The organism is Pseudomonas sp. CNPSo 3701 (genome assembly GCF_028674975.1).
In the GTDB taxonomy this organism is placed as follows: Bacteria; Pseudomonadota; Gammaproteobacteria; order Pseudomonadales; family Pseudomonadaceae; genus Aquipseudomonas; species Aquipseudomonas straminea.
Genome location: NZ_JAQZSI010000009.1, coordinates 59584 through 79731, shown reverse-complemented (window position 1 = coordinate 79731; position 20148 = coordinate 59584). Strand labels below are relative to the sequence as shown.

Sequence of the window (20148 nt, the reverse complement as noted above, 5' to 3'; positions counted from 1 at the left end):
CGTGCGACGTCACGGTTGGGGGAAGCGGGCGCGGCGCTCCAGATCGTCGAGGTCGATGTGGTTGCGCATGTATTGCTCGCTGGCATCGACCATCGGCTGGTGGTCCCAGCTCTTCAATTTGCCCCGGGTCAAGGCCTCGGCGACCAGGCGGCGACGGCGCTGGCTAGCCAGGGTGGCACTGTGGATGGCGGCCATGTCCCAGCGGCTGCGCGCCTCGGCGAGAAACGCCGCGAGCTGCTCGCGGTGATCCGGCGAGGTCGCCAGGTTCTCGCGTTCCTGGGGATCGTTGGCGACATTGAACAGCAGCAGTGGGTCTTCTTCGCTGTAGACGAATTTCCACTCGCCGCGGCGAATCATCATCAGCGGGCTGGTGGTGCCTTCGGCCATGTATTCGCCGAGCACTTCATCGTGGCCGCCGTTGCCCTGCAGGTGCGGCAGCAACGAGCGGCCGTCCAGGGCCAGGCCGGCATCGACCTCGCCCCCGGCCAGCTCCACCAGCGTCGGCAAAAGGTCGACGGTGGACACCGACTGCTTCACCCGATGCGCCGCGAAACGCGCTGGCGCATGCACCAGCAGCGGCACCCGGGCGGCCATCTCGAACCAGTGCATCTTGTACCAGAGGCCGCGCTCGCCAAGCATGTCGCCGTGGTCGCCGGAGAACACGATGATGGTGTCGTCGGCCAGCTTGCAGTCCTTCAGCGTCTTGAGCAGTTTGCCGATGTTGTCGTCGATGTAGCTGCAGGCGCCGAAGTAGGCGCGCCGCGCGTCGCGGATCTTGTTCTCGGGCAACGGCTTATCCCACAGGTCGATGACCTTGAGCAGGCGCTGGGAATGCGGGTCCTGTTCGGCCTGGTCGATCACCTGCTGCGGCAGGGGGATGTCGTCATCGCTGTAGCGATTCCAGTATTCCTCGGGGATGGTGTACGGGTCGTGGGGGTGGGTCATCGACACGGTCAGGCAGAACGGCTGGTCAGGCGTCACCCGCACATGGTCGTAAAGGTACTGCTGGGCCTTGAACACCACCTCTTCGTCGAAGTCGAGCTGGTTGGTGCGCACGCAGGGGCCGGCCTGCAGCACCGAGGACATGTTGTGGTACCAGCTGGCACGTACGTCGGGCTCGTCCCAGTTCACCGCCCAGCCGTAGTCGGCGGGGTAGATGTCGCTGGTCAGGCGTTCCTCGTAGCCGTGCAACTGGTCCGGGCCGCAGAAGTGCATCTTGCCGGACAGCGCTGTGCGGTAGCCGAGGCGTCGCAGGTAATGGGCGTATGTCGGCACGTCGGCTGGGAAGTCGGCCGCGTTGTCATAGGCGCCGATCTGGCTGGGCAACTGGCCGCTGACCAGGGTGAAGCGCGACGGCGCGCACAGCGGGCTGTTGCAGTAGGCGGAGTCGAACAGCACGCCCTCGGCGGCCAGGCGCTGCAGGTTCGGCACCTTGATCGGCGAGTTGGCGTCGTGCAGCGGCAGCAGCGGTGCGGCCATCTGGTCGGCCATGATGAAGAGAATGTTGGGGCGTTTCATGGCGGCGTATTCCATATCGTTGTTTTATGCGAAATTGATTAGCCGATGATCAAGGCTCGATGAACAGGGGTAAACCCGGATGCAGCACATAGCTCGGATAAGCAGCGCTTATGTTTGAAGCGCTCGAAGGCATATCGCTTGATACGCTGCGGGTGTTCGAATCGGCGGCGCGCCACCTGAGTTTTACCGCCGCTGCAGCGGAGCTCGGCAGCAGCCAGCCGGCAATCAGCCAGCAGATCAAACGGCTGGAGGCGCAATTGGCGACCCGCCTGTTCGACCGCGTATATCGCGGAATCGTGCTGACCGATGCCGGCGAGGCGCTGCTACTGCCGGTGCAGGAGGGTCTGGCGGCCATGGACGCCGGGCTGGCGACGGTCGCCGGCCGTCAGCAGCACGAGGTGCTGCAGGTCGCGACCGATTTCGCCTTCGCCGCCTATTGGCTGATGCCGCGGCTGCAGCGTTTTCACCAGCGTTACCCGGACGTGGACGTCAGTCTGATCACCAGCGAGCGCGACCTGGCCAGCCTGCCGGCGGAGATCGACGTGGCCATCTCCTTTGGTGACGGGCGCTTCAAGCACGGCGAGCAGCACCTGCTGTTCAGCGAGGAGGTGTTCGCCGTCTGCAGCCCGCTGCTGCTCAAGGATGTCGAGCCCTCTGCGGGTGAGCTGCTGGCGCGCCTGCCCTTGCTGCACCTGCGTCCGGAAAGCCGCTCGCGCTGGTTCGACTGGAGCGGCCTGTTCCGCGCCCTGGGCATCGCCGAGATGCCCAGCCCCGGCAGCCTGCGTTTCGACAACTACACGCTGCTGATCCAGGCGGCCATCGCCGGGCGCGGCGTGGCCATCGGCTGGCGGCATCTGGTCGACGAACTGATCGGCCAGGGCCTGCTGGTGCGGCTCGACTCGCGCTCGGCCACCTCGCGCTTCGGCTATTACGTGGTGCTGCCGGCGCGCAAACGGCGCATTCGCCTGGTGGAACATTTCGTCGTCTGGCTGCAGGATGAACTGCAGCGCGAACCCCTGCCGGATCGGCCGGGTGGTATCGACCCCAAAGGACTTGCCCTATGAGCGAAACCAGAATCCGCGGCTACCACGCCCATGTGTATTTCGACGCCAGCAGCATCGCGCAGGCTCGGGCGCTGTGCGAAGCGGCGGCCGCACGTTTCGCGCTGAAGATGGGGCGCATGCATGAAAAACCGGTCGGCCCGCACCCGCAGTGGAGTTGCCAACTGGCGATGCGCGCCGAGCTGTTCGGCGAGGTGATTCCCTGGCTGATGCTCCACCGCGGCGCGCTGGTGGTGCTGGTGCACCCGATCACCGGCAACGACCTGATCGACCACCGCGACCATGCCTTCTGGCTGGGGGCCCCTCAGCCACTGGATCTGTCGACCTTGTCGGGTGGGCCGTTGACCTTCGAGCTCTGACGCGCAAAGCAAGGCAAGGTATGATCCGCGGCTGATTTTCCGAGAGCCCGCGCCATGCCTTACCTGCTCGCTGTCACCGTCCTCTGGGCGTTTTCCTTCAGCCTGATCGGCGAATACCTGGCTGGCCGGGTGGACAGCGACTTCGCCGTGCTGGCGCGGGTGGCGGTGGCGGCGCTGGTGTTTCTGCCGTTCACCCTGTGGCGCGGTTTGCCGCGGCGTTTGCTGGGCGGCTTCTGGCTGGCCGGGGCGCTGCAATTCGGTGTCACCTACCTGTGCCTGTACCGCAGCTTCCAGGTGCTGACGGTGCCCGAGGTACTGCTGTTCACCGTGCTCACGCCGATCTACGTGACCCTGCTCGACGATGCCCTGGCGCGGCGCTTCAGCCCCTGGGCACTGGTGGCCGCGCTGGTGGCGGTCGGCGGCGGCGTGGTGATCCGCTTCGAGCGCCTGGAAGGCGAGTACCTGATCGGCTTCCTGCTGCTGCAACTCGCCAACCTGACCTTCGCCGCGGGCCAGGTGCTGTGCCGTCAGTTGCTCCTGCGCTACCCGACCGAGCAGCCGTTGCACCGCTTCTTCGGGCATTTCTTCCTCGGTGCGCTGGTACTGGTGGTGCCTTCGTTCCTGCTGTTCGGCAACCCGGACAAACTGCCAAGCACCGCGCTGCAGTGGGGCATCCTGCTGTGGATGGGGCTGTTCGCCACGGCACTGGGGCTGTTCTGGTGGGTCAAGGGCAGCGTCAAGGTGGATGCCGGCACCCTGGCAGTGATGAACGAGCTGCACGTGCCGGCCGGCCTGGTGGTGAACCTGCTGATCTGGAACCGCGACGCCGACCTGCCGCGCCTGGCTCTGGGGGGCGCGATCATCCTCGCCTCGCTGTGGCTCAATCGCCTTGGCAGGCGGCGTTTGGCGACGGCCTGATCCATTTATCGGACGATAGGAACCGGCCTTGACGGGTGCTAACATCGCACCTTCAATTGCCGATGCAATTAGCTGTTTTTCAAACCCTATTTCTGGGGCTCATATGAGCGTTGTCGAGCGAAGATCTGCGCGGCGCTTTTATTGAGGCTCAAGGGTCATGGACGAAGTTCCTTCACCGGCACGGAGCGCCTTTTCAGCCATCTCTTGCCCAGTGAATCCATCGTGAATATTCGACGCCCCTTCGCCAGCCTGGCCCTGGCCTGCCTGTTCATCGTTTCTCCGCTGGTGGCCTCCGCCGCCACTGCGCCTGCCAAGCAAGAACTCGCCTCCGGCAGTGCCCTGCTGGTCGACCTGAATACCAACAAGGTCTTGTACTCCAGCAACCCGGACATGATGGTGCCGATCGCCTCGGTGACCAAGCTGATGACCGCCATGGTCACCCTGGATGCCAAGCTGCCGCTCAACGAGGAGCTGCCGGTGATCATCCGTGACGTGCACGAGATGCGCGGTGTGTATTCCCGGGTGCGCATCGGCAGCGAGATCAGCCGCCGCGAGATGCTCCTGCTGACCCTGATGTCGTCCGAGAACCGCGCGGCCTCCAGCCTGGCCCATCACTACCCGGGCGGCGTCACTGCCTTCGTCGCGGCCATGAACGCCAAGGCCCGCGCCCTGGGCATGACCCACACCCGTTACGTGGAGCCGACCGGCCTGTCCGAGCACAACGTTTCCACCGCCAACGATCTGGTGAAGCTGCTCAAGGCGACACGCAGCTACCCGCTGATCGGCGAGCTCAGCTCCACCCCGGAAAAGACTGTGGCCTTCCACAAGCCCAACTACACCCTGGGTTTTCGCAACACCAACGGGCTGACCCGCAAGCAAGGCTGGGACGTGCAGCTGACCAAGACCGGTTTCACCAACAGCGCCGGCCACTGCCTGGTGATGCGCACCACCATGGCCGGCAAGCCGGTGGCCTTCGTGGTGCTCGACGCCTTCGGTAAGTACACCCACATGGCCGACGCCAGCCGCCTGCGCAAATGGGTGGAAACCGGCAAGGTTACTCCAGTGGCGCCCGCCGCCCTGGCCTACAAACAGCAACGCGCTTCGCAGCGCCAGCTGCAGGCGTCGCAGTAAGCGCTAACGCGCCTGCCAAAGCGGATCGGCTGCCAGCCGCTCGGCGATGAAATCCAGCAGCGTACGCAGCGCCGGCAGCATTTGCCGGCGCGATGCGTAGATGGCGTGAATACCCAGGGACTGCGGCTGCCAGCCTGGCAGCACACGCAGCAATCGCCCTGCTTCCAGTAGCGGCGCCGCGGCATACAGTGGCTGCATGCAGATGCCGCCGCCGCTTACCGCCGCCTCCAGCAGCACCGCCGTGTCGTTGCTACTCAGGTTGCCCGTCACCGGCACCTGCATTTCCCCTTGCTCACCCGTGAAGTGCCACAGGTTGCGACCGAAATAGCTGTAGGTCAGGCAATTGTGCGCGGTCAGTTCTTCCGGCTGGCGCGGTGTACCGGCACGCGCAAGGTAGCTCGGCGCCGCGCACACCACCGAATGGCAGTCGCCCAGATGACGGGCGATCTGGTTGGGTTCCAGCTGATTGGTGATGCGCAGCGCCAGGTCGATGCGTTCCTCGACCAGGTTCACCGCCTGGCTGCCGATCAGCACATCCACCGAGGTCTTCGGGTAGCGCGCCAGATAATCCACCAGCACCGGGCTCAGCCAGGTTTGCGCAAATGACTGGCTGGTGGCGATGCGCAAGTTGCCGCTTGGCCCGTCGCTAGCCTTGAGGCCGGTGGCCTGCATCATCTCGGCGGTATGCAGCATTTCCCGGCAGTGCGGCAGCAGCTCGTGACCGACTTGGGTGAGGCTCAGCTTGCGCGTGGTGCGGTGCAAAAGGCGTGCGCCGACCCAGCCTTCCAATTCGGCCAGGTAGCGCGAGACCATCGCCCGCGACAGATCCAGATGCTCGGCAGCGGCCGTCTGGCTGCCGCGATCCACCACCTCGACGAAGACGCGGGTTGCCGTGAGTCTGTCCATGATTTGCTCGTTTCATGCAACGGTGTAGCGGCGATTATGCGGCTTTTTGAGGCGTTGCACGCGGGTAAGCTTACGCCTCGTCCATCGGTGCGCTGCAGTGCCTGCCGATGCCTCCTTGCCCGTCACTGTGGAGCCTCACATGAAAGTCGTCATTCTGGGTATCAGTGGTCGCGTCGGCTCGCGTCTGCGTCATGAACTGCTGCAGCGTGGTCATCAGGTTACCGGGATCGCCCGCGACGTAAGCAACGTGCCGGCCCAATCCGGTCTTACCCTGGCCAGCGCCGATGTGGCCGATGTCGAGCGCCTGGTGCCGTTACTCAAGGGGCACGATGCGGTGGTCAGTACCACACGCTTCGTTGGCAGCGATGCCTCAAGCCTGATCGCTGCGGTGAAGGCCGCTGGCGTACCGCGTCTGCTGGTGGTTGGCGGCGCGGGCAGCTTGGAAGTGGCGCCTGGTGTCGCGCTGATCGACACGCCGCAATTTCCGGCGGCCTACAAGGAGGAAGCGAGCGCGGGGCGGGATTTCCTCAACGTGCTGCGTGGCGAGCAGGCGCTGGACTGGACCTTCCTGTCGCCCTCGGCACTGTTCGAGCCGGGCCAGCGCACCGGGCGTTTCCGCCTCGGCAGCGACAGCCTGCTGGTCGATGCCGACGGCAACAGCGCGATCTCCATGGAGGATTACGCCATCGCCCTGGTCGATGAGCTGGAACAGGCCAAGCATTCGCGCAAGCGCTTTACCGTCGGTTATTGAAAGCCAATTGTCGTCAATGCGCGGCTTGGACCAAGCCGCGCGTTTACCTCAACCTGAGCTATTCAGGTGCTTCTCCATTGGCTGGTAAACCAGCCCCGCGAATTCGCCCACCGCGCCACTGCATACGAAACCAAAGCGTTCATAAGCCGTTACCGAAGAAAGCGATGCCCTGACCGTAATAACATCGCTTCTTGCATATTCAAGCGCTGTGCTCAGTAATTGCCTGCCAATACCACGCCGCTGGCAGGCGGGGTCGATGAACAGCATGGCAACATGGCGGCCTTCCTTGAGTTCGATTACGCCTTGTATCGCGGCTGCGTCGGTAAATACCAGCATCAGATTGTCGCCATGCATACGGCTGGCGAAGCTGTCCGCTGCAGCAACGTTGGTGAAGGTCTCTACGCCTTGCTCTGATAACCCGGGCGCGACCGCTTCACTGAATGCTCTGAGGCAAATCGCACTGACGAACTCCAGATCATCGCGTTCGATCTTTCGTATGGGCATAGACCATTCCTTGGTGTTGGTGAATGACCGGCACTTAACGCCACGACCATCGAACATACGTCAGGAGAGGCAGGTTTAGAACCGTTGCTTGGGCGGGACCGCCGGTCCACCTTACGTGCAGATAATAAAAAACCGCTGCACCCGACTCGGGGCAGCGGTTTTTTGTTTTGGCGCAGGGTGCTTAGCGGCGGGCGCTGCGCACACCTTCGGCCAGTTGGCTGCACAGCTCGAGCACGCCGTCGATGGCCTGCTGATCATTGCCGGCCGCCTTGGCGATCTGGTCGATCAGCGCCGAGCCGACCACCACACCGTCGGCCAGGCGGGCGATGGTCGCCGCATGTTCCGGGGTGCGGATGCCGAAGCCGATGCTGATCGGCAGGTCGGTGTGGCGGCGCAGGCGGGTGACCGCTTCCTGCACGTGTTCCACGGTTGCCGAACCTGCACCGGTAACGCCGGCCACCGACACGTAGTAGACGAAGCCCGAGCTGCCGGCGAGTACGGTCGGCAGGCGCTTGTCGTCGGTGGTCGGGGTGGTCAGGCGGATGAAGTCGATACCCGCGGCCTGGGCCGGGTCGCACAGGTCGCGGTTATGCTCCGGCGGCAGGTCGACCACGATCAGGCCGTCGACGCCGGCCTCTTGAGCATCGGCGATGAAGCCCTCGACGCCGTACTTGTGGATCGGGTTGAAGTAACCCATCAGCACCAACGGCGTGGTGCTGTCGTCCTGGCGGAACTCACGGACCATCTGCAGCGTCTTGGCCAGGTTCTGCTTGGCGGCAAGCGCGCGGATATTGGCCAGCTGGATCGCCGGGCCGTCGGCCATCGGGTCGGTGAACGGCATGCCCAGCTCAATCACATCGGCGCCGGCTTTCGGCAGGCCCTTGAGGATCTTCAGCGAGGCGTCGTAGTTCGGGTCGCCAGCGGTGACGAAGGTCACCAGGGCGGCGCGGTTCTGTTCTTTCAGCTCGGCGAAGCGCGTCTGCAGGCGGCTCATATGTGTTCTTCCTGTTCGTCGAAGTGGTGCATGACGGTCTGCATGTCCTTGTCGCCGCGGCCCGAGAGGTTGAGCACCATCAGGTGATCCTTGGGCAGGGTCGGGGCGCGCTTGAAGACTTCAGCCAGGGCGTGGGACGACTCCAGCGCCGGGATGATGCCTTCCAGGCGGCAGCACTGGTGGAAGGCGGCGAGCGCCTCCTTGTCGGTGATCGAGGTGTACTCGACGCGGCCGATGTCGAACAACCAGGCGTGCTCAGGACCAATGCCGGGATAGTCGAGGCCGGCGGAAATCGAGTGGGCGTCGATGATCTGGCCGTCGTCGTCCTGCAGCAGGAAGGTGCGGTTGCCGTGCAGCACGCCCGGTACCCCGCCGTTCAGGCTGGCGGCATGCTTGCCGGTTTCCACGCCGTGGCCGGCCGCCTCGACGCCGATGATCTGCACCGACTTGTCGTCGAGGAACGGGTGGAACAGGCCCATGGCATTGGAACCACCACCGATACAGGCGACTAGCGAATCCGGCAGGCGGCCTTCCTGCTCCTGCAACTGGTCGCGGGTTTCCTTGCCGATCACAGCCTGGAAGTCGCGCACCATCGCTGGATACGGGTGCGGGCCGGCCACGGTGCCGATGATGTAGAAGGTGCTGTCGACGTTGGTCACCCAGTCGCGCAGGGCTTCGTTCATCGCGTCCTTCAGGGTGCCGGTGCCGGCGGTGACCGGAATCACCTCGGCGCCGAGCAGCTTCATGCGGAAGACGTTGGCCTGCTGGCGATCGATATCGGTGGTGCCCATGTAGATCACGCACTGCAGGCCGAAGCGCGCGGCGACGGTGGCGGTGGCCACGCCATGCATGCCGGCGCCGGTCTCGGCGATGATGCGCTGCTTGCCCATGCGCTTGGCCAGCAGGATCTGGCCGATGCAGTTGTTGATCTTGTGCGCGCCGGTGTGATTGAGCTCCTCACGCTTTAGGTAGATCTTCGCGCCGCCGCAGAACTCGGTCAGCCGCTCGGCGAAGTACAGCGGGCTTGGGCGGCCCACGTAGTCGCGCTGGAAGTAGGCCAGCTCCTTGGCGAACTCGGGATCGGCCTTGGCCTTTTCGTACTCGGCAGCGAGGTCGTGGATCAGCGGCATCAGCGTCTCGGCGACGTATTGTCCGCCGAAGCTGCCGAACAGGCCGGTAGCGTCGGGGCCGTTGCGAAGTGAAGTCATGGGAGTCTCCTGTGAATTCAGCGGCCGTGGTCGGCCTGCCAGCCAGATGGCTTGGCGTCGATGGTGGCCAGACTAACGCTGCCGCGCTGCTCGGAAAAGCGATTAGTTTTAAGGGATAGGTGAGTAAATATCACATATCTATGGTTCTGTTGTTGATGGTCAGCTGTGCGAGGTGTCGCAATTATCGAGGCTGTAAGGCCTGACCATTGGCGTTCTCAGCGGGTTGGCCGATAATCCCTCAATCATGATTTTTACGCACAGGTAGGGAACGCCCATGAAAACAGCTTGGTTGTGGATATTTCCCGGGATCGGCGCGCTGATGCTGGCCGGGGCGGTCGGCATTCAGGTGGCGCGCTTCAGCGATCAGGCGCAGATGACGCGCGGCGAGGGTTCGGTGGTGGATATCGAGGGCGGTTGCCCGACGGTGTCGTTCACCAGCCTCGATGGCACCCTGGGCGAGTACCACAGTGGCACTTGCAGCACGCCGCCGTCGTTCGATATCGGCGAACGGGTGACGGTGTATTACGACCCGCAGAACCTCGAGCGGGCGCGGATCGACAGCTTCGAGCAGAACTGGATTGGCAGCCTGATCCTCGGCGGTATCGGCGCGGTATTTCTGACGCTTGGCCTGCTGTTCGTGTTGCCGCCGCTGCTTGGCAAGCGCCGCGCTGCCGAATTGCTGGTCACCGGTACACCGGTTCAGGCCGAGGTGGTGGATGTCGAACTCAATGGCGGACTGAGCATCAATGGCCGTAACCCGTACCGCATCGTCGCCCAGTGGCTGAACCCGCAGACCAACAAGCTGCATGTGTTTCGCAGTGAAAACCTGTGGTTCGATCCGGGCCCCTATATCAGCGAGTCGCTGGTCACGGTGATGATCGACCCGGCCAACCCCAAGCGCTACAGCATGGACACGCGCTTCCTGCCTGAGCTGGCAGACTGACGTGGCTCAGGATCTGCCGTCACTCAATGCCCTGCACGCCTTCGAGGCGGCGGCGCGGCTGGGCAGCGTCAGCCGGGCAGCGGTCGAACTGCACGTCACCCATGGCGCGGTGAGCCGGCAGATCCGCACCCTGGAGGAGCAGCTTGGCGTGTCGCTTTTCACCAAGGACGGGCGCGGTCTGAAGCTGACCGATGCCGGCATACGCCTGCGGGACGTGAGCGGCGAGACCTTCGCCCGGCTGCGCCAGGTCTGCGGCGAGCTACGCCAGCGCGAGGCGGACATGCCCTTCGTGCTCGGTTGCCCGGGCAGCCTGCTGGCGCGCTGGTTCATTCCGCGCCTGGATCGGCTCAACGGTGCGCTGCCGGATCTGCATTTGCAGCTGTCCACCAGCCAGGGCGAGCTGGACCCGCGCAGCCCTCAGGTCGACGCCACGCTGCTGTACGCAGAGCCGCCCTGGCCGGCGGACATGCAGGTTTTCGAGCTGGCGCGCGAGTCCATCGGCCCGGTGCTCAGCCCGCAACACCCGCGGTTCGCCGACCTGAGCGCGGCTGCGCCGGGCGCCTTGCTGCATGAAGCCCTGCTGCACACCACCTCGCGGCCCCAGGCCTGGCCGCAGTGGCTGGCGGCGATCAACCTCGACCCAGCGGTGATGCGCCTGGGCCAGGGCTTCGAGCACCTTTACTACCTGCTCGAAGCGGCGGGAGCCGGCCTTGGCGTGGCCATCGCGCCGCTGCAACTGGTGGCCGATGACCTCAAGGCGCGGCGGCTGGTGGCACCCTGGGGCTTCGTCGAGACTGACGCGCGCCTGGCGCTATGGGTGCCCGAGCGACGTAGCGGCGGGCGCGCCGAGCGGCTGGCCGACTGGTTGCGAAGTGAGTTGCAAATCGCGCAGTGAGGTGCTGGCTGCCGCGAACCATCGCTGGTCGGCATCGGTCATAACGTCGGCACCGCGATCTGCTTCGGGCCATGACCGAGAGAGGGATTTGTCGATGAACCGTATGCAAAAGCTGGGCGGCCTGCTGGCCGGTATGGCGTTAACCGCGCTGGCGCAGGCCGAGCCACTGAATATCGAGGGAATTGGCCTGTCGCGCGATATCTCCTGCAAAGGCCAGGACGTGAATATCTCCGGCAACGCCAACGTAATTCAACTCAAGGGCGATTGCGGCGCGGTGGAGGTTTCCGGCTCGGAACACAAAGTGACACTGGGCACGGCCAAGTCCCTCAGCGTTTCTGGTGCCGAGCATGAAGTGGTGGCCGAGCGCGTCAATGCGCTGGGTGTCGATACCCTTAACAATCAGGTGCGTACCGCGGTCGTCGCGGGTGAGCAGTCGACACCGATAACGGTTGCGGGTACTGGGCATAAGCTGGATCTGCGCCTCGAGGGCGAGACCAGACTGGACGTCAGTGGGATCGAACAGCAGGTGCGCTGGAGTGGCGATGAGCCGCAGGTGCAGCTATCGGGCGCCGACAACAAGGTCGAGCGCCAATAGAAACGGGCGCCCCGGAGAGGGGCGCCGCGGTATTTACTCCACGTCGGTGAACTGGATGATTTCCACCCAGTAGCCGTCCGGGTCCTTGATAAAGGCGATGTTGCGCATGCGACCGTCGGTGAGGCGCTTCTGGAAGTCCACACCGAGGTCTTCGAAGCGCTGGCAGGCAGCCTTGATATCCGGCACCGCCACGCACAGGTGACCAAAGCCGCGCGGGTCGCTGTTGCCGCTGTGGTAGGAAAACTCCGGATCCTTCTCGGTGCCGTAGTTGTAGGTCAGCTCCAGCACGCCGGGAATGGATTTGCGCCACTCGTGACGGGCTTTCGGGTCGGCCGGGATCTGCGACTTGTCGGCAATCAGCGCCAGGAAGTACAGGCTGAATTCGGCATCCGGGAAATCGCTCTTCTCCAGCAGCGTGAAGCCCAGCACGCGGGTGTAGAAGTCCAGGGACTTCTCGAGATCCTTCACGCGGATCATGGTGTGGTTGTAGACGAAGTCCGCGGTGGCGACGTCGGGCTTGCCGGTCACGCCGGGCAGTTTGTTGAGTTCGTCGAGGGTCATGGGCGTCTCCAGTCAGGTGAGTGGACGATTCAAAAAGTCATGAGGTCAGTAGATGGCCTCGTGGGGTGTGTTTTTCAAGGTGGTGGCTAGAGCAACTGTTTGGATTACCTTGTGGGAGCGGGCCATGCCCGCGATTCCTTTCGCGGGCATGGCCCGCTCCCACAGGTACTGCATCAAACCTCCAAAGTAATCAGTTCAGCCCGCACCCCGCCGTCATCGATATGCAGCAGGGCCACCCCAATCGGCAACTTGAACCGCCGCGGGCCGGCGCTACCGGGGTTGAGGTAGAGCACGCCATCGCGCACCTCATGCAGCGGCTTGTGCGAATGCCCGGCGATCACCACGTCGATACCTTCGGCTTTGGGGTCGATGGCCAGCTGCTTGAGGTCGTGCAGTACATACAGAATGATCGCGCCAAAGCGCAGTGTCAGGTGCTCGGGAATGCCGTCGGCCCAGGCGTCGCCATCGTTATTGCCACGCACCACCGAGAGCGGCGCGATGCGTTCGAGCTCGGCAAGGATCTGCGGCCCGCCGATATCGCCGGCGTGAATCAGGTGGTCGACGCCCTCAAGCGCCGTCAGCGCCTGGGGCCGCAACAGGCCGTGGGTGTCGGCGATCAGGCCAATCTTCATGGGTTCTCCTGCATGGTCTTTCTAGGAGCCGGCCCGCCGCGATGCGTTCCGTAAAACCGTAGACCGGGTCGAGCGAAGCGACACCCGGGGCTCTGCCCCAGAAACAGAAAACCCGGCACAAGGCCGGGTTTCCATTTACAGCGCGACAGGGATCAGTCGTCCAGCATCGCCTTGTTGCGTACCGCGCCCTTGTCGGCGCTGGTGGCGAGCAGGGCGTAAGCCTTCAGGGCGGTGGTCACCTTGCGCGGGCGTTGCTCCGTCGGCTTCCAGCCCTTCTTGTCCTGCTCGATGCGACGGTGCGCCAGCTCTTCATCGCTGACCAGCAGGTTGATCGAGCGGTTGGGGATGTCGATCAGCACCTTGTCGCCGTCCTTCACCAGGCCGATGGCGCCGCCGGCAGCCGCTTCCGGCGAGGCGTGGCCGATGGACAGGCCCGAGGTGCCGCCGGAGAAACGGCCGTCGGTGAGCAGGGCGCAAGCTTTGCCCAGGCCCTTGGATTTCAGGTACGAGGTCGGGTAGAGCATTTCCTGCATGCCCGGGCCGCCTTTCGGGCCTTCGTAGCGGATGATGACGATGTCGCCTTCCTTCACTTCGTCATTGAGGATGCCGCGCACCGCGCTGTCCTGACTTTCGAAGATCTTGGCGTTGCCCTCGAACACGTGGATCGACTCGTCGACGCCGGCGGTCTTCACTACGCAGCCGTCCAGGGCGATGTTGCCGTACAGCACGGCCAGGCCGCCTTCTTTCGAGTAGGCATGCTCGAAGCTGCGGATGCAGCCGTTCTCGCGGTCGTCGTCGAGGGTTTCCCAGCGGGTGCTCTGACTGAACGCAGTCTGGGTCGGGATGCCCGCCGGACCGGCCTTGAAGAAGTGGTGCACGGCTTCGTCATCGGTCTGGGTGATGTCCCACTGGGCGATGGCTTCGGCCATGCTGCGGCTGTGCACGGTCGGCAGGTCCGTGTGCAGCAGGCCGCCACGGGCCAGCGAGCCGAGAATGGAGAAGATGCCGCCGGCGCGGTGCACGTCTTCCATGTGGTACTTCTGGATGTTCGGCGCCACCTTGCACAGCTGCGGCACCAGACGCGACAGGCGATCAATGTCGCGCAGGTCGAAGTCCACCTCGGCTTCCTGGGCCGCGGCCAGCAGGTGCAGGATGGTGTTGGTCGAACCGCCCATGGCGATGTCGAGCATCATGGCGTTCTCGAACGCCTTGAAGTTGGCGATGTTGCGCGGCAGCACCGCGTCGTCGCCTTCGCCGTAGTAACGTTTGCACAGCTCGACGATGGTGCGGCCAGCCTTGAGGAACAGCTGCTCACGGTCGCTGTGGGTGGCCAGGGTCGAGCCGTTGCCCGGCAGGGCCAGGCCCAGCGCTTCGGTCAGGCAGTTCATCGAGTTGGCGGTGAACATGCCGGAGCACGAACCGCAGGTCGGGCAGGCGCTGCGCTCGTATTCGGCGACTTTCTCGTCCGAGGCAGTGCTGTCGGCGGCGATCACCATGGCGTCGACCAGGTCCAGGCCGTGGCTGGCCAGCTTGGTCTTGCCGGCTTCCATCGGGCCGCCGGAGACGAAGATCACCGGGATGTTCAGGCGCAGGGCGGCCATCAGCATGCCCGGGGTGATCTTGTCGCAGTTGGAGATGCAGACGATGGCGTCGGCGCAGTGGGCGTTGACCATGTATTCCACGGAGTCGGCGATGATCTCGCGGCTCGGCAGCGAATAGAGCATGCCGTCGTGGCCCATGGCGATGCCGTCGTCCACCGCGATGGTGTTGAATTCCTTGGCCACGCCGCCGGCTTTCTCGATCTCGCGGGCGACCAGTTGGCCCAGATCCTTCAGGTGCACGTGGCCGGGCACGAACTGGGTGAAGGAGTTGGCGATGGCGATGATCGGTTTCTTGAAGTCTTCGTCCTTCATCCCGGTGGCGCGCCACAGGGCGCGGGCGCCGGCCATGTTGCGGCCGTGGGTGGAGGTCTTCGAGCGGTAATCAGGCATGACGGATTCCTGCGGCTAATCAGGTAGGCATTGAGAGATGGGTGAGCGGATCAGCGGCAGGTGACCGCGAAGCAAGGTGGCATGGCGCACAACGGGATCTCCGTCTGCCTGCCTGGGCTCACAGCCCGCCGAAGGGTGGCTGGCGGGAAATGCCCTGATTCTACGCCGCCCCAGTCGCCAAGGGAAAGGCTGGCACCGGCCCAAAGCCCGGGGCTCCGCCAAGCGGAGCCCCGGCGGTTACCAGTCGTTGGCCGGCTGTTCGAGCGGCTGGCGCTCCAGGCGCCGTTGCCACGCCGTGCTTTCTTCAAGGATCTGCTGGTACTCGGCGGCCACTTCCCGGCCATCCAGGGCTTGGTCTACGTCGAAGATCTGCAGACCCTGGCGAGTGCTCAGGTAGAAGCGGCCACCGGCCAGGTATTGAAGAGCAAAGATGTCACTCGGCGGCACGTTCAGCGGATAGGCACGCAGCACCTGGCCGGTCTGCGCCGAACTGGCGAGGATGAACCCCTCGCTCAGGTGCAGGATCAGCGGGCTATGGCCGTCAGGGTCGATGAGGGCCATCCAGCCTGGCATCCCGGCCGCGGTCAGGTGGAACGGGACGCGCTCGCGCTGCGCCTGTTCCTGCGGGTAGAGCACGCCGTCCTCGTAGAGCAGCCAGATACGCCCCTGGGCATCGCGGCCCATCTGCTGCGCGCCGTCCTCACCGATCTCGCTGAGTTGCTGGCTGGCTAGGTCCAGGCGCATCGGCTGCGTCGAGCTTGGCAGCAGGTAGAGCGCGTCGCCCTGGCTGGAGAGCAGCAGGGTTTCGCCTGTCGGTATGTAGGTGTTCTCATAGCCCGCTGCGGGCAGTTGCAGGCGTTCGATCCGTTTGCCGCTTTCGGCCTCGAGGATCGTCAGGCTGTTGTCGGCGCGATCCATCACGTACAGATGCCCCTCATGCAGCAGCACACGACTGGGAAACCGTGCGGGCTCGTCGCTGACCGGCACGCTGTATTCGATCGCACCACTGGCCAGGTCGATACGGCTCACGGCGCCTTTGACCAGGCCGGTGGCGTAGGCCTTGCCAGCGCATTCGTCGAGTGCAAGGTCGGTCAGCGCGACGCCCTGGCACTCCGGGCCCGGGCAGCCCCACAGCTGGCCGCGTGCGTAAGGTTGGGTCAGCAGGGTCCGCAGGGGCTGCTGGGTCGCCAGGTCGTACTCGATGATCTGCATGTCGGCGTCGTTCTTCAGCAGGTAGACCCGCGAGGGATCGCTGCTTGGCACGATCCGCGCGACCACTGGCAGGTCGATGGCGAACCCCTGGGCCTGTTCGGCATCGATCCATTTTCGGGGTGCCTGGCGTTCCGCTTCGATGCGTGCCTTGAGGGTGTCGATGCGCCGGGTTTCCTGAACTTCATGCAGCGCCATCTGACGCAGTTCGTCCACGCGCGGGTTGGCGAACACCGGGTTGAGCAGGTTAAAGGTACCCAGCGCCAGTGCCAGCAGGGCGCCAACGGCAATACCGAGGCGCGCCGGCAGGCTGGTGCCCAGGCACAGCGGCAGGGTGGCCAGCAGGCCGAACAGGAAACCGCCAAGGTGGGCGGCGTTGTCGGTGCCCTGATCTATCAGGCCGTAAACCAGTGCCAGCAGCGGCACCAGCAGGGCGTTACGCAGCAGGCTGTCGCCCGCCTCGCCGGTGCCGCGCAGCTTGACGCCCAGGGCGATGGCCAGCTCGGCGCCGGCCAGGCTCATGATTGCCCCGGAGGCGCCGACGCTGACGAAGATCACCTGGGTGACCTGGCCGAAGAACGAGACCTGCTGCTGGTCGAAGTGCACTGCCGCCGAGACCAGGCTGGCAAATAAGCCGCCGAGCAGGTACAGCAGCAGCCATTGCCAGCGCGCCAGCAGGCTTTCCAGGGTGGCGCCGATCAGCAGCAGGGCGAGCATGTTCTGCCCCAGGTGAGCCAGCGAGGCGTGCAGGAACAGGTTGCTTAGCAGGCGCCCGTATTCGCCCGTCAACGTCAGGATGGCGACGTTGGAGCCCAGGGACATCAGCGCATCTTCCCCGAACGGGCCGTAGCCGCCGAGCTGGCGCGCCTGCCAGAGGTACGCGGCGATATTGACGAGGATCAGACTCAGGGTCAGCCAGGGGAAGCGCCAGCGTTTGAGGGATTCCATGGACGATGCAGTTCCTGTGCGAGGTCGGCGAACGCTGCGCGATTGTGCCGATTCCCGTGGGAAACGTCATCTGGATGTCCGGCGTATCGGCGGGGTCTCGCGAGGCGCAGCGCTAACCGCGCAGGATGGCGGCCGGAATCTGCTCCAGGGGAATTTCCTTGCCGACCGCACCGAGTTTCATGGCTTCCTTGGGCATCCCGTAGACCACGCAGCTGGCTTCGTCCTGGCCGAGGGTCAGGGCGCCGGCGTCGTACATCTCGCGCAGGCCGCGGGCGCCGTCGTCGCCCATGCCGGTCATGATGATGCCCATGGCGTTGGCGCCGGCGGCGCGGGCGGTGGAGCGGAACAGTACGTCCACCGAGGGCTTGTGGCGGCTGACCGGTGGGCCGTCGACTACGTCGACCACATATTGGGCACCGCTGCGTTTGAGCAGCAGGTGGCGACCGCCCGGGGCGATCAGTGCGCGGCCGGGCACCACACGGTCGCCATTGCGGGCTTCGAGAATCTCCAGTTCGCACAGCGCGTTGAGGCGCTCGGCAAAGGCGGCTGTGAAGCGCTCGGGCATGTGCTGGACGATGACGATCGCCGGGCAGACTCGTGGTAGGCGGGTGAGGATGTATTCCAGCGCCTGGGTACCTCCGGTGGAGGTGCCGATGGCGACGATGCGCTCGGTAGTGCGCGCCATGGCAGTGCTGGCAGGCGGCAGGATGGCGTCGGCGCTGAGTTTGGCCTGGGGCGCGGGCGCAGCCGCCTTGTTGCTCAGCCGTTTGACGTTGGCACGGGCGGCGGCCTTGACCGCGTTGACCAGGTCATCGCTGGCGTTGACCAGGAATTTGCTCAGGCTGGCTTGGGGCTTGGTGACGATGCTAACCGCGCCGGCCGACAGCGCCTGCATGGTGGTGGTGGCGCCCTTTTCGGTCAGTGTCGAGCAGATCACCACCGGCGTCGGGTGTTCGGCCATCAGCTTGCGCAGGAAGGTGATGCCGTCCATGCGTGGCATCTCGACGTCGAGCACGATCACGTCCGGCCACTGGCGCTGCATCTTGTCGAGGGCGAACAGCGGGTCTGCGGCGGTGCCGATGACCTCGATCGCCGGGTCGGCTGCCAGCACCTGGGAGAGCACCTGGCGCACCACGGCGGAGTCGTCGACGATCATCACTTTGATGCTTTTCATTGCGGTCGCTTTCCGGCAGGAGGTTCTTGGGCGGCGAGGGGCTGAGTCTGCTTCAGCGCGATCTGGCCGCTCCAGATATCGAAGATTAGATTGCGGTGGCCGAAGCCGCCGACATGTTCGCCGTGGCAGCCGATTTTCTTTTCGGCGAGCAGGCGGCGTGCGGCATCGATGTTCTGCTGGCCGACATGATTGCGACGGGCTTTCGCGAGCCCTGGGAACATGTGGCCGCCGCCAAATATACGCGCCTGGTACTCGGTCAGCTTGGTACCGCTCTGGGCGATGGCTTCGCACAGCAGGCTCATCACTTCATCGGCGTAACGGCCATCGCGTTGCTTGGCCGGGCGGCCGCGGGTGGGCAGCATGAAATGGCATATGCCGCCCAGGCGCGCATGGGGATGCCAGAGCACGATCGACACGCAGGAGCCCAGCAGCGTGCGCACGCGGGTGTAAGGCCCGCCGAAGTGGTAGTCGCCGGGGTTAAGATAGACCTCGGCGATGGAGGGGCGATTAGGCATCTGGCTTGCGATAGATCGAGGGTTTGACGACCTTGAGCGTATCGTTGACGCCGTTCAGGCTTTCCGAATGGCTGATGATGAAGTGCCCGCCCGGGCGCAGATGTTTTATCAGACGATCGACCACCTGACGCTTGGTCTCGGCGTTAAAGTAGATCATCACGTTGCGCAGGAAGATCACCTCGAACAGGCCCACATCCGGCAGCGTATTGTTGAGGTTGATCTGGGTGAAGCGCACGCGCTGGCGCAGCGATGGCGTTATCATCATCCGCCCCTGGTTCTCGTCGACGCCGCGTAGGCAGTGTTTGACCAGCAAATGGCGGGGGATGTTCTCGCTGTCGGCGAGCTCGTACACGCCACTGCGCGCCTGGTCGAGAATGCGCTGGCTGATGTCCGAGGCGAGGATCTCCCACGGCCTTTCACCGAGACGTTCGGCCAGCAGCAGGGCCAGGGTGTAGGGCTCCTCGCCACTGGAGCAGGCGCCGCTCCAGATCCGCAGCGGACGACCGCTGGGAATCGCACCGGGCTTTTGCAACAGCTCGCGCAGGAAGTCGAAGTGCTTGGGCTCGCGGAAGAAGTAGGTTTCGTTGGTGGTCAGCAGATCCACGCAGGTCTGCAGTTCCGTCTTGTCCTTGCCGACCAGACGAAAGTACTCGCCATAGGTAGCCATGCCAAGGGAGCGCAGGCGCTTGTTGAGGCGCCCGGCCACCAGCGGCTTCTTGGCGTCGGACAGGTGAATGCCGGCGATGTCGTGGATCAGCTGGCGGAACTGGTGGAACTCGATATCGGAGAGGGTGGCCTGGCTCGAGTCGCGCATCAGTTGCCGGCACCCTGTTGCTGCGCCTGGCTCAGCGCGACGTACTCCTCGGCCGAGATCACCCGGCCGATGTCGAGCATCACCACCAGGCGATCATCGAGTTTGCCCATGCCGCGGATGAAGTCGGCGCGGATACTGCCTCCGAAGGCCGGTGTCGGCTCGATGTGCTCGGCGCCCAGCTCGCGCACTTCGTTGACCGCATCGACCACGATGCCGATCACCTGGGTGTGTTCAGGGCCGGCGATTTCCAGAATCACGATGCAGGTGCGCGGGCCGATGCGGGTAGGTTGGCCGCCAAAACGCTGGCCAAGGTCCACCACCGGCACCACGGCGCCGCGCAGGTTGATCACGCCGAGGATGCTTGGCGGCATCATCGGCACTGTGGTCAGCCGACCGTAGCCGATGATCTCGCGCACGGCACGGATCTCGACAGCGAACAGCTCCTGCGCCAATGTGAAGGTCAGGTACTGGCCCGACCCCGCCGTGGCGTTGTCGAGCAGCCGTGGCTCGGAACTCATGGC

Annotated in this window: 21 protein-coding genes; 8 read left to right on the top strand and 13 right to left on the bottom strand. The window is 64.6% G+C overall.

Translation table 11 applies throughout. The features are described 5' to 3' along the window. Window positions 1-9 precede the first annotated feature (9 nt). Window positions 10-1518 carry a choline-sulfatase gene (betC, locus tag PVA39_RS22120; RefSeq protein WP_274125877.1) on the bottom strand — a complete coding sequence of 503 codons (1509 nt, stop codon included), beginning with the start codon at window positions 1516-1518 and terminating at the stop codon, window positions 10-12. A gap of 110 nt (window positions 1519-1628) precedes the next feature. Here betC and PVA39_RS22115 point away from each other — a divergent pair, with 110 nt between their 5' ends. The 4 genes from PVA39_RS22115 to pbpG all read left to right on the top strand — a co-directional run bounded on the left by PVA39_RS22115 (window position 1629) and on the right by pbpG (window position 4987). Then, the gene (locus tag PVA39_RS22115; protein ID WP_274125876.1) at window positions 1629-2582 is read left to right on the top strand and encodes a choline sulfate utilization transcriptional regulator; all 954 of its coding nucleotides are present in this window, start codon (window positions 1629-1631) and stop codon (window positions 2580-2582) included. Then, window positions 2579-2938 carry a DOPA 4,5-dioxygenase family protein gene (locus PVA39_RS22110; RefSeq protein ID WP_274125875.1) on the top strand — a complete coding sequence of 120 codons (360 nt, stop codon included), beginning with the start codon at window positions 2579-2581 and terminating at the stop codon, window positions 2936-2938. Before PVA39_RS22115 ends, PVA39_RS22110 begins: the two co-directional genes overlap by 4 nt. A 54-nt stretch (window positions 2939-2992) precedes the next feature. Then, entirely contained in the window at window positions 2993-3856 is an 864-nt protein-coding gene (locus PVA39_RS22105) for a carboxylate/amino acid/amine transporter (RefSeq protein WP_093506651.1), read from the top strand. Between the two features lie 222 nt (window positions 3857-4078). Continuing rightward, a complete protein-coding gene (pbpG, locus tag PVA39_RS22100; protein ID WP_093506780.1) occupies window positions 4079-4987 on the top strand; it encodes a D-alanyl-D-alanine endopeptidase in 909 nt (302 codons plus the stop codon). A gap of 3 nt (window positions 4988-4990) precedes the next feature. On the opposite strand, the gene PVA39_RS22095 is transcribed toward pbpG, so the two are convergent. Beyond that, window positions 4991-5893, bottom strand: a complete 903-nt coding sequence (locus PVA39_RS22095) for a LysR family transcriptional regulator (RefSeq protein ID WP_093506653.1) — start codon at window positions 5891-5893, stop codon at window positions 4991-4993. Window positions 5894-6032: 139 nt separating this feature from the next. Here PVA39_RS22095 and PVA39_RS22090 point away from each other — a divergent pair, with 139 nt between their 5' ends. Next, window positions 6033-6644, top strand: coding sequence for an NAD(P)-dependent oxidoreductase (locus PVA39_RS22090; protein ID WP_274125874.1), 612 nt, complete (start codon window positions 6033-6035; stop codon window positions 6642-6644). A 48-nt stretch (window positions 6645-6692) separates the two neighbouring features. Here the strand turns inward: PVA39_RS22090 and PVA39_RS22085 are convergent, their stop codons facing one another. The 3 genes from PVA39_RS22085 to trpB all read right to left on the bottom strand — a co-directional run bounded on the left by PVA39_RS22085 (window position 6693) and on the right by trpB (window position 9350). Further along, window positions 6693-7148, bottom strand: a complete 456-nt coding sequence (locus PVA39_RS22085) for a GNAT family N-acetyltransferase (RefSeq protein ID WP_274125873.1) — start codon at window positions 7146-7148, stop codon at window positions 6693-6695. A gap of 181 nt (window positions 7149-7329) precedes the next feature. Continuing rightward, window positions 7330-8142, bottom strand: a complete 813-nt coding sequence (trpA, locus tag PVA39_RS22080) for a tryptophan synthase subunit alpha (RefSeq protein WP_093506659.1) — start codon at window positions 8140-8142, stop codon at window positions 7330-7332. Further along, window positions 8139-9350 (bottom strand): tryptophan synthase subunit beta, encoded by a 1212-nt coding sequence (gene trpB / locus PVA39_RS22075; protein WP_147177828.1) that lies wholly within the window; start codon window positions 9348-9350, stop codon window positions 8139-8141. Before trpB ends, trpA begins: the two co-directional genes overlap by 4 nt. A gap of 274 nt (window positions 9351-9624) precedes the next feature. On the opposite strand from trpB, the gene PVA39_RS22070 reads away from it, so the two are divergent. From PVA39_RS22070 to PVA39_RS22060, 3 genes are all read left to right on the top strand, one after another. Then, window positions 9625-10293, top strand: coding sequence for a DUF3592 domain-containing protein (locus PVA39_RS22070; RefSeq protein ID WP_274125872.1), 669 nt, complete (start codon window positions 9625-9627; stop codon window positions 10291-10293). Window position 10294: 1 nt separating this feature from the next. Beyond that, entirely contained in the window at window positions 10295-11188 is an 894-nt protein-coding gene (locus PVA39_RS22065; RefSeq protein ID WP_274125870.1) for a LysR family transcriptional regulator, read from the top strand. Between the two features lie 94 nt (window positions 11189-11282). Continuing rightward, a complete protein-coding gene (locus PVA39_RS22060) occupies window positions 11283-11783 on the top strand; it encodes a DUF3060 domain-containing protein (protein ID WP_274125869.1) in 501 nt (166 codons plus the stop codon). 33 nt (window positions 11784-11816) lie between these two features. On the opposite strand, the gene gloA is transcribed toward PVA39_RS22060, so the two are convergent. From gloA to PVA39_RS22020, 8 genes are all read right to left on the bottom strand, one after another. Then, window positions 11817-12344, bottom strand: coding sequence for a lactoylglutathione lyase (gene gloA / locus PVA39_RS22055; RefSeq protein ID WP_027903157.1), 528 nt, complete (start codon window positions 12342-12344; stop codon window positions 11817-11819). A 173-nt stretch (window positions 12345-12517) separates the two neighbouring features. Then, window positions 12518-12976, bottom strand: a complete 459-nt coding sequence (locus tag PVA39_RS22050; protein WP_274125867.1) for a metallophosphoesterase family protein — start codon at window positions 12974-12976, stop codon at window positions 12518-12520. Window positions 12977-13128: 152 nt separating this feature from the next. After that, complete coding sequence (ilvD, locus tag PVA39_RS22045; RefSeq protein ID WP_274125866.1) at window positions 13129-14967, bottom strand: dihydroxy-acid dehydratase; 1839 nt, start codon at window positions 14965-14967, stop codon at window positions 13129-13131. A 237-nt stretch (window positions 14968-15204) separates the two neighbouring features. Beyond that, a complete protein-coding gene (locus PVA39_RS22040; RefSeq protein WP_274125865.1) occupies window positions 15205-17124 on the bottom strand; it encodes a rhomboid family intramembrane serine protease in 1920 nt (639 codons plus the stop codon). A 112-nt stretch (window positions 17125-17236) separates the two neighbouring features. Next, window positions 17237-18298 carry a protein-glutamate methylesterase/protein-glutamine glutaminase gene (locus tag PVA39_RS22035; protein ID WP_274125864.1) on the bottom strand — a complete coding sequence of 354 codons (1062 nt, stop codon included), beginning with the start codon at window positions 18296-18298 and terminating at the stop codon, window positions 17237-17239. Further along, window positions 18295-18813 carry a chemotaxis protein CheD gene (locus PVA39_RS22030; RefSeq protein ID WP_274125863.1) on the bottom strand — a complete coding sequence of 173 codons (519 nt, stop codon included), beginning with the start codon at window positions 18811-18813 and terminating at the stop codon, window positions 18295-18297. Before PVA39_RS22030 ends, PVA39_RS22035 begins: the two co-directional genes overlap by 4 nt. Then, window positions 18806-19627, bottom strand: coding sequence for a CheR family methyltransferase (locus tag PVA39_RS22025; RefSeq protein WP_274125862.1), 822 nt, complete (start codon window positions 19625-19627; stop codon window positions 18806-18808). Before PVA39_RS22025 ends, PVA39_RS22030 begins: the two co-directional genes overlap by 8 nt. After that, window positions 19627-20145: a chemotaxis protein CheW gene (locus tag PVA39_RS22020; protein ID WP_027903163.1), complete on the bottom strand. Its 519-nt coding sequence runs from the start codon at window positions 20143-20145 to the stop codon at window positions 19627-19629. Before PVA39_RS22020 ends, PVA39_RS22025 begins: the two co-directional genes overlap by 1 nt. Window positions 20146-20148: the final 3 nt, after the last annotated feature.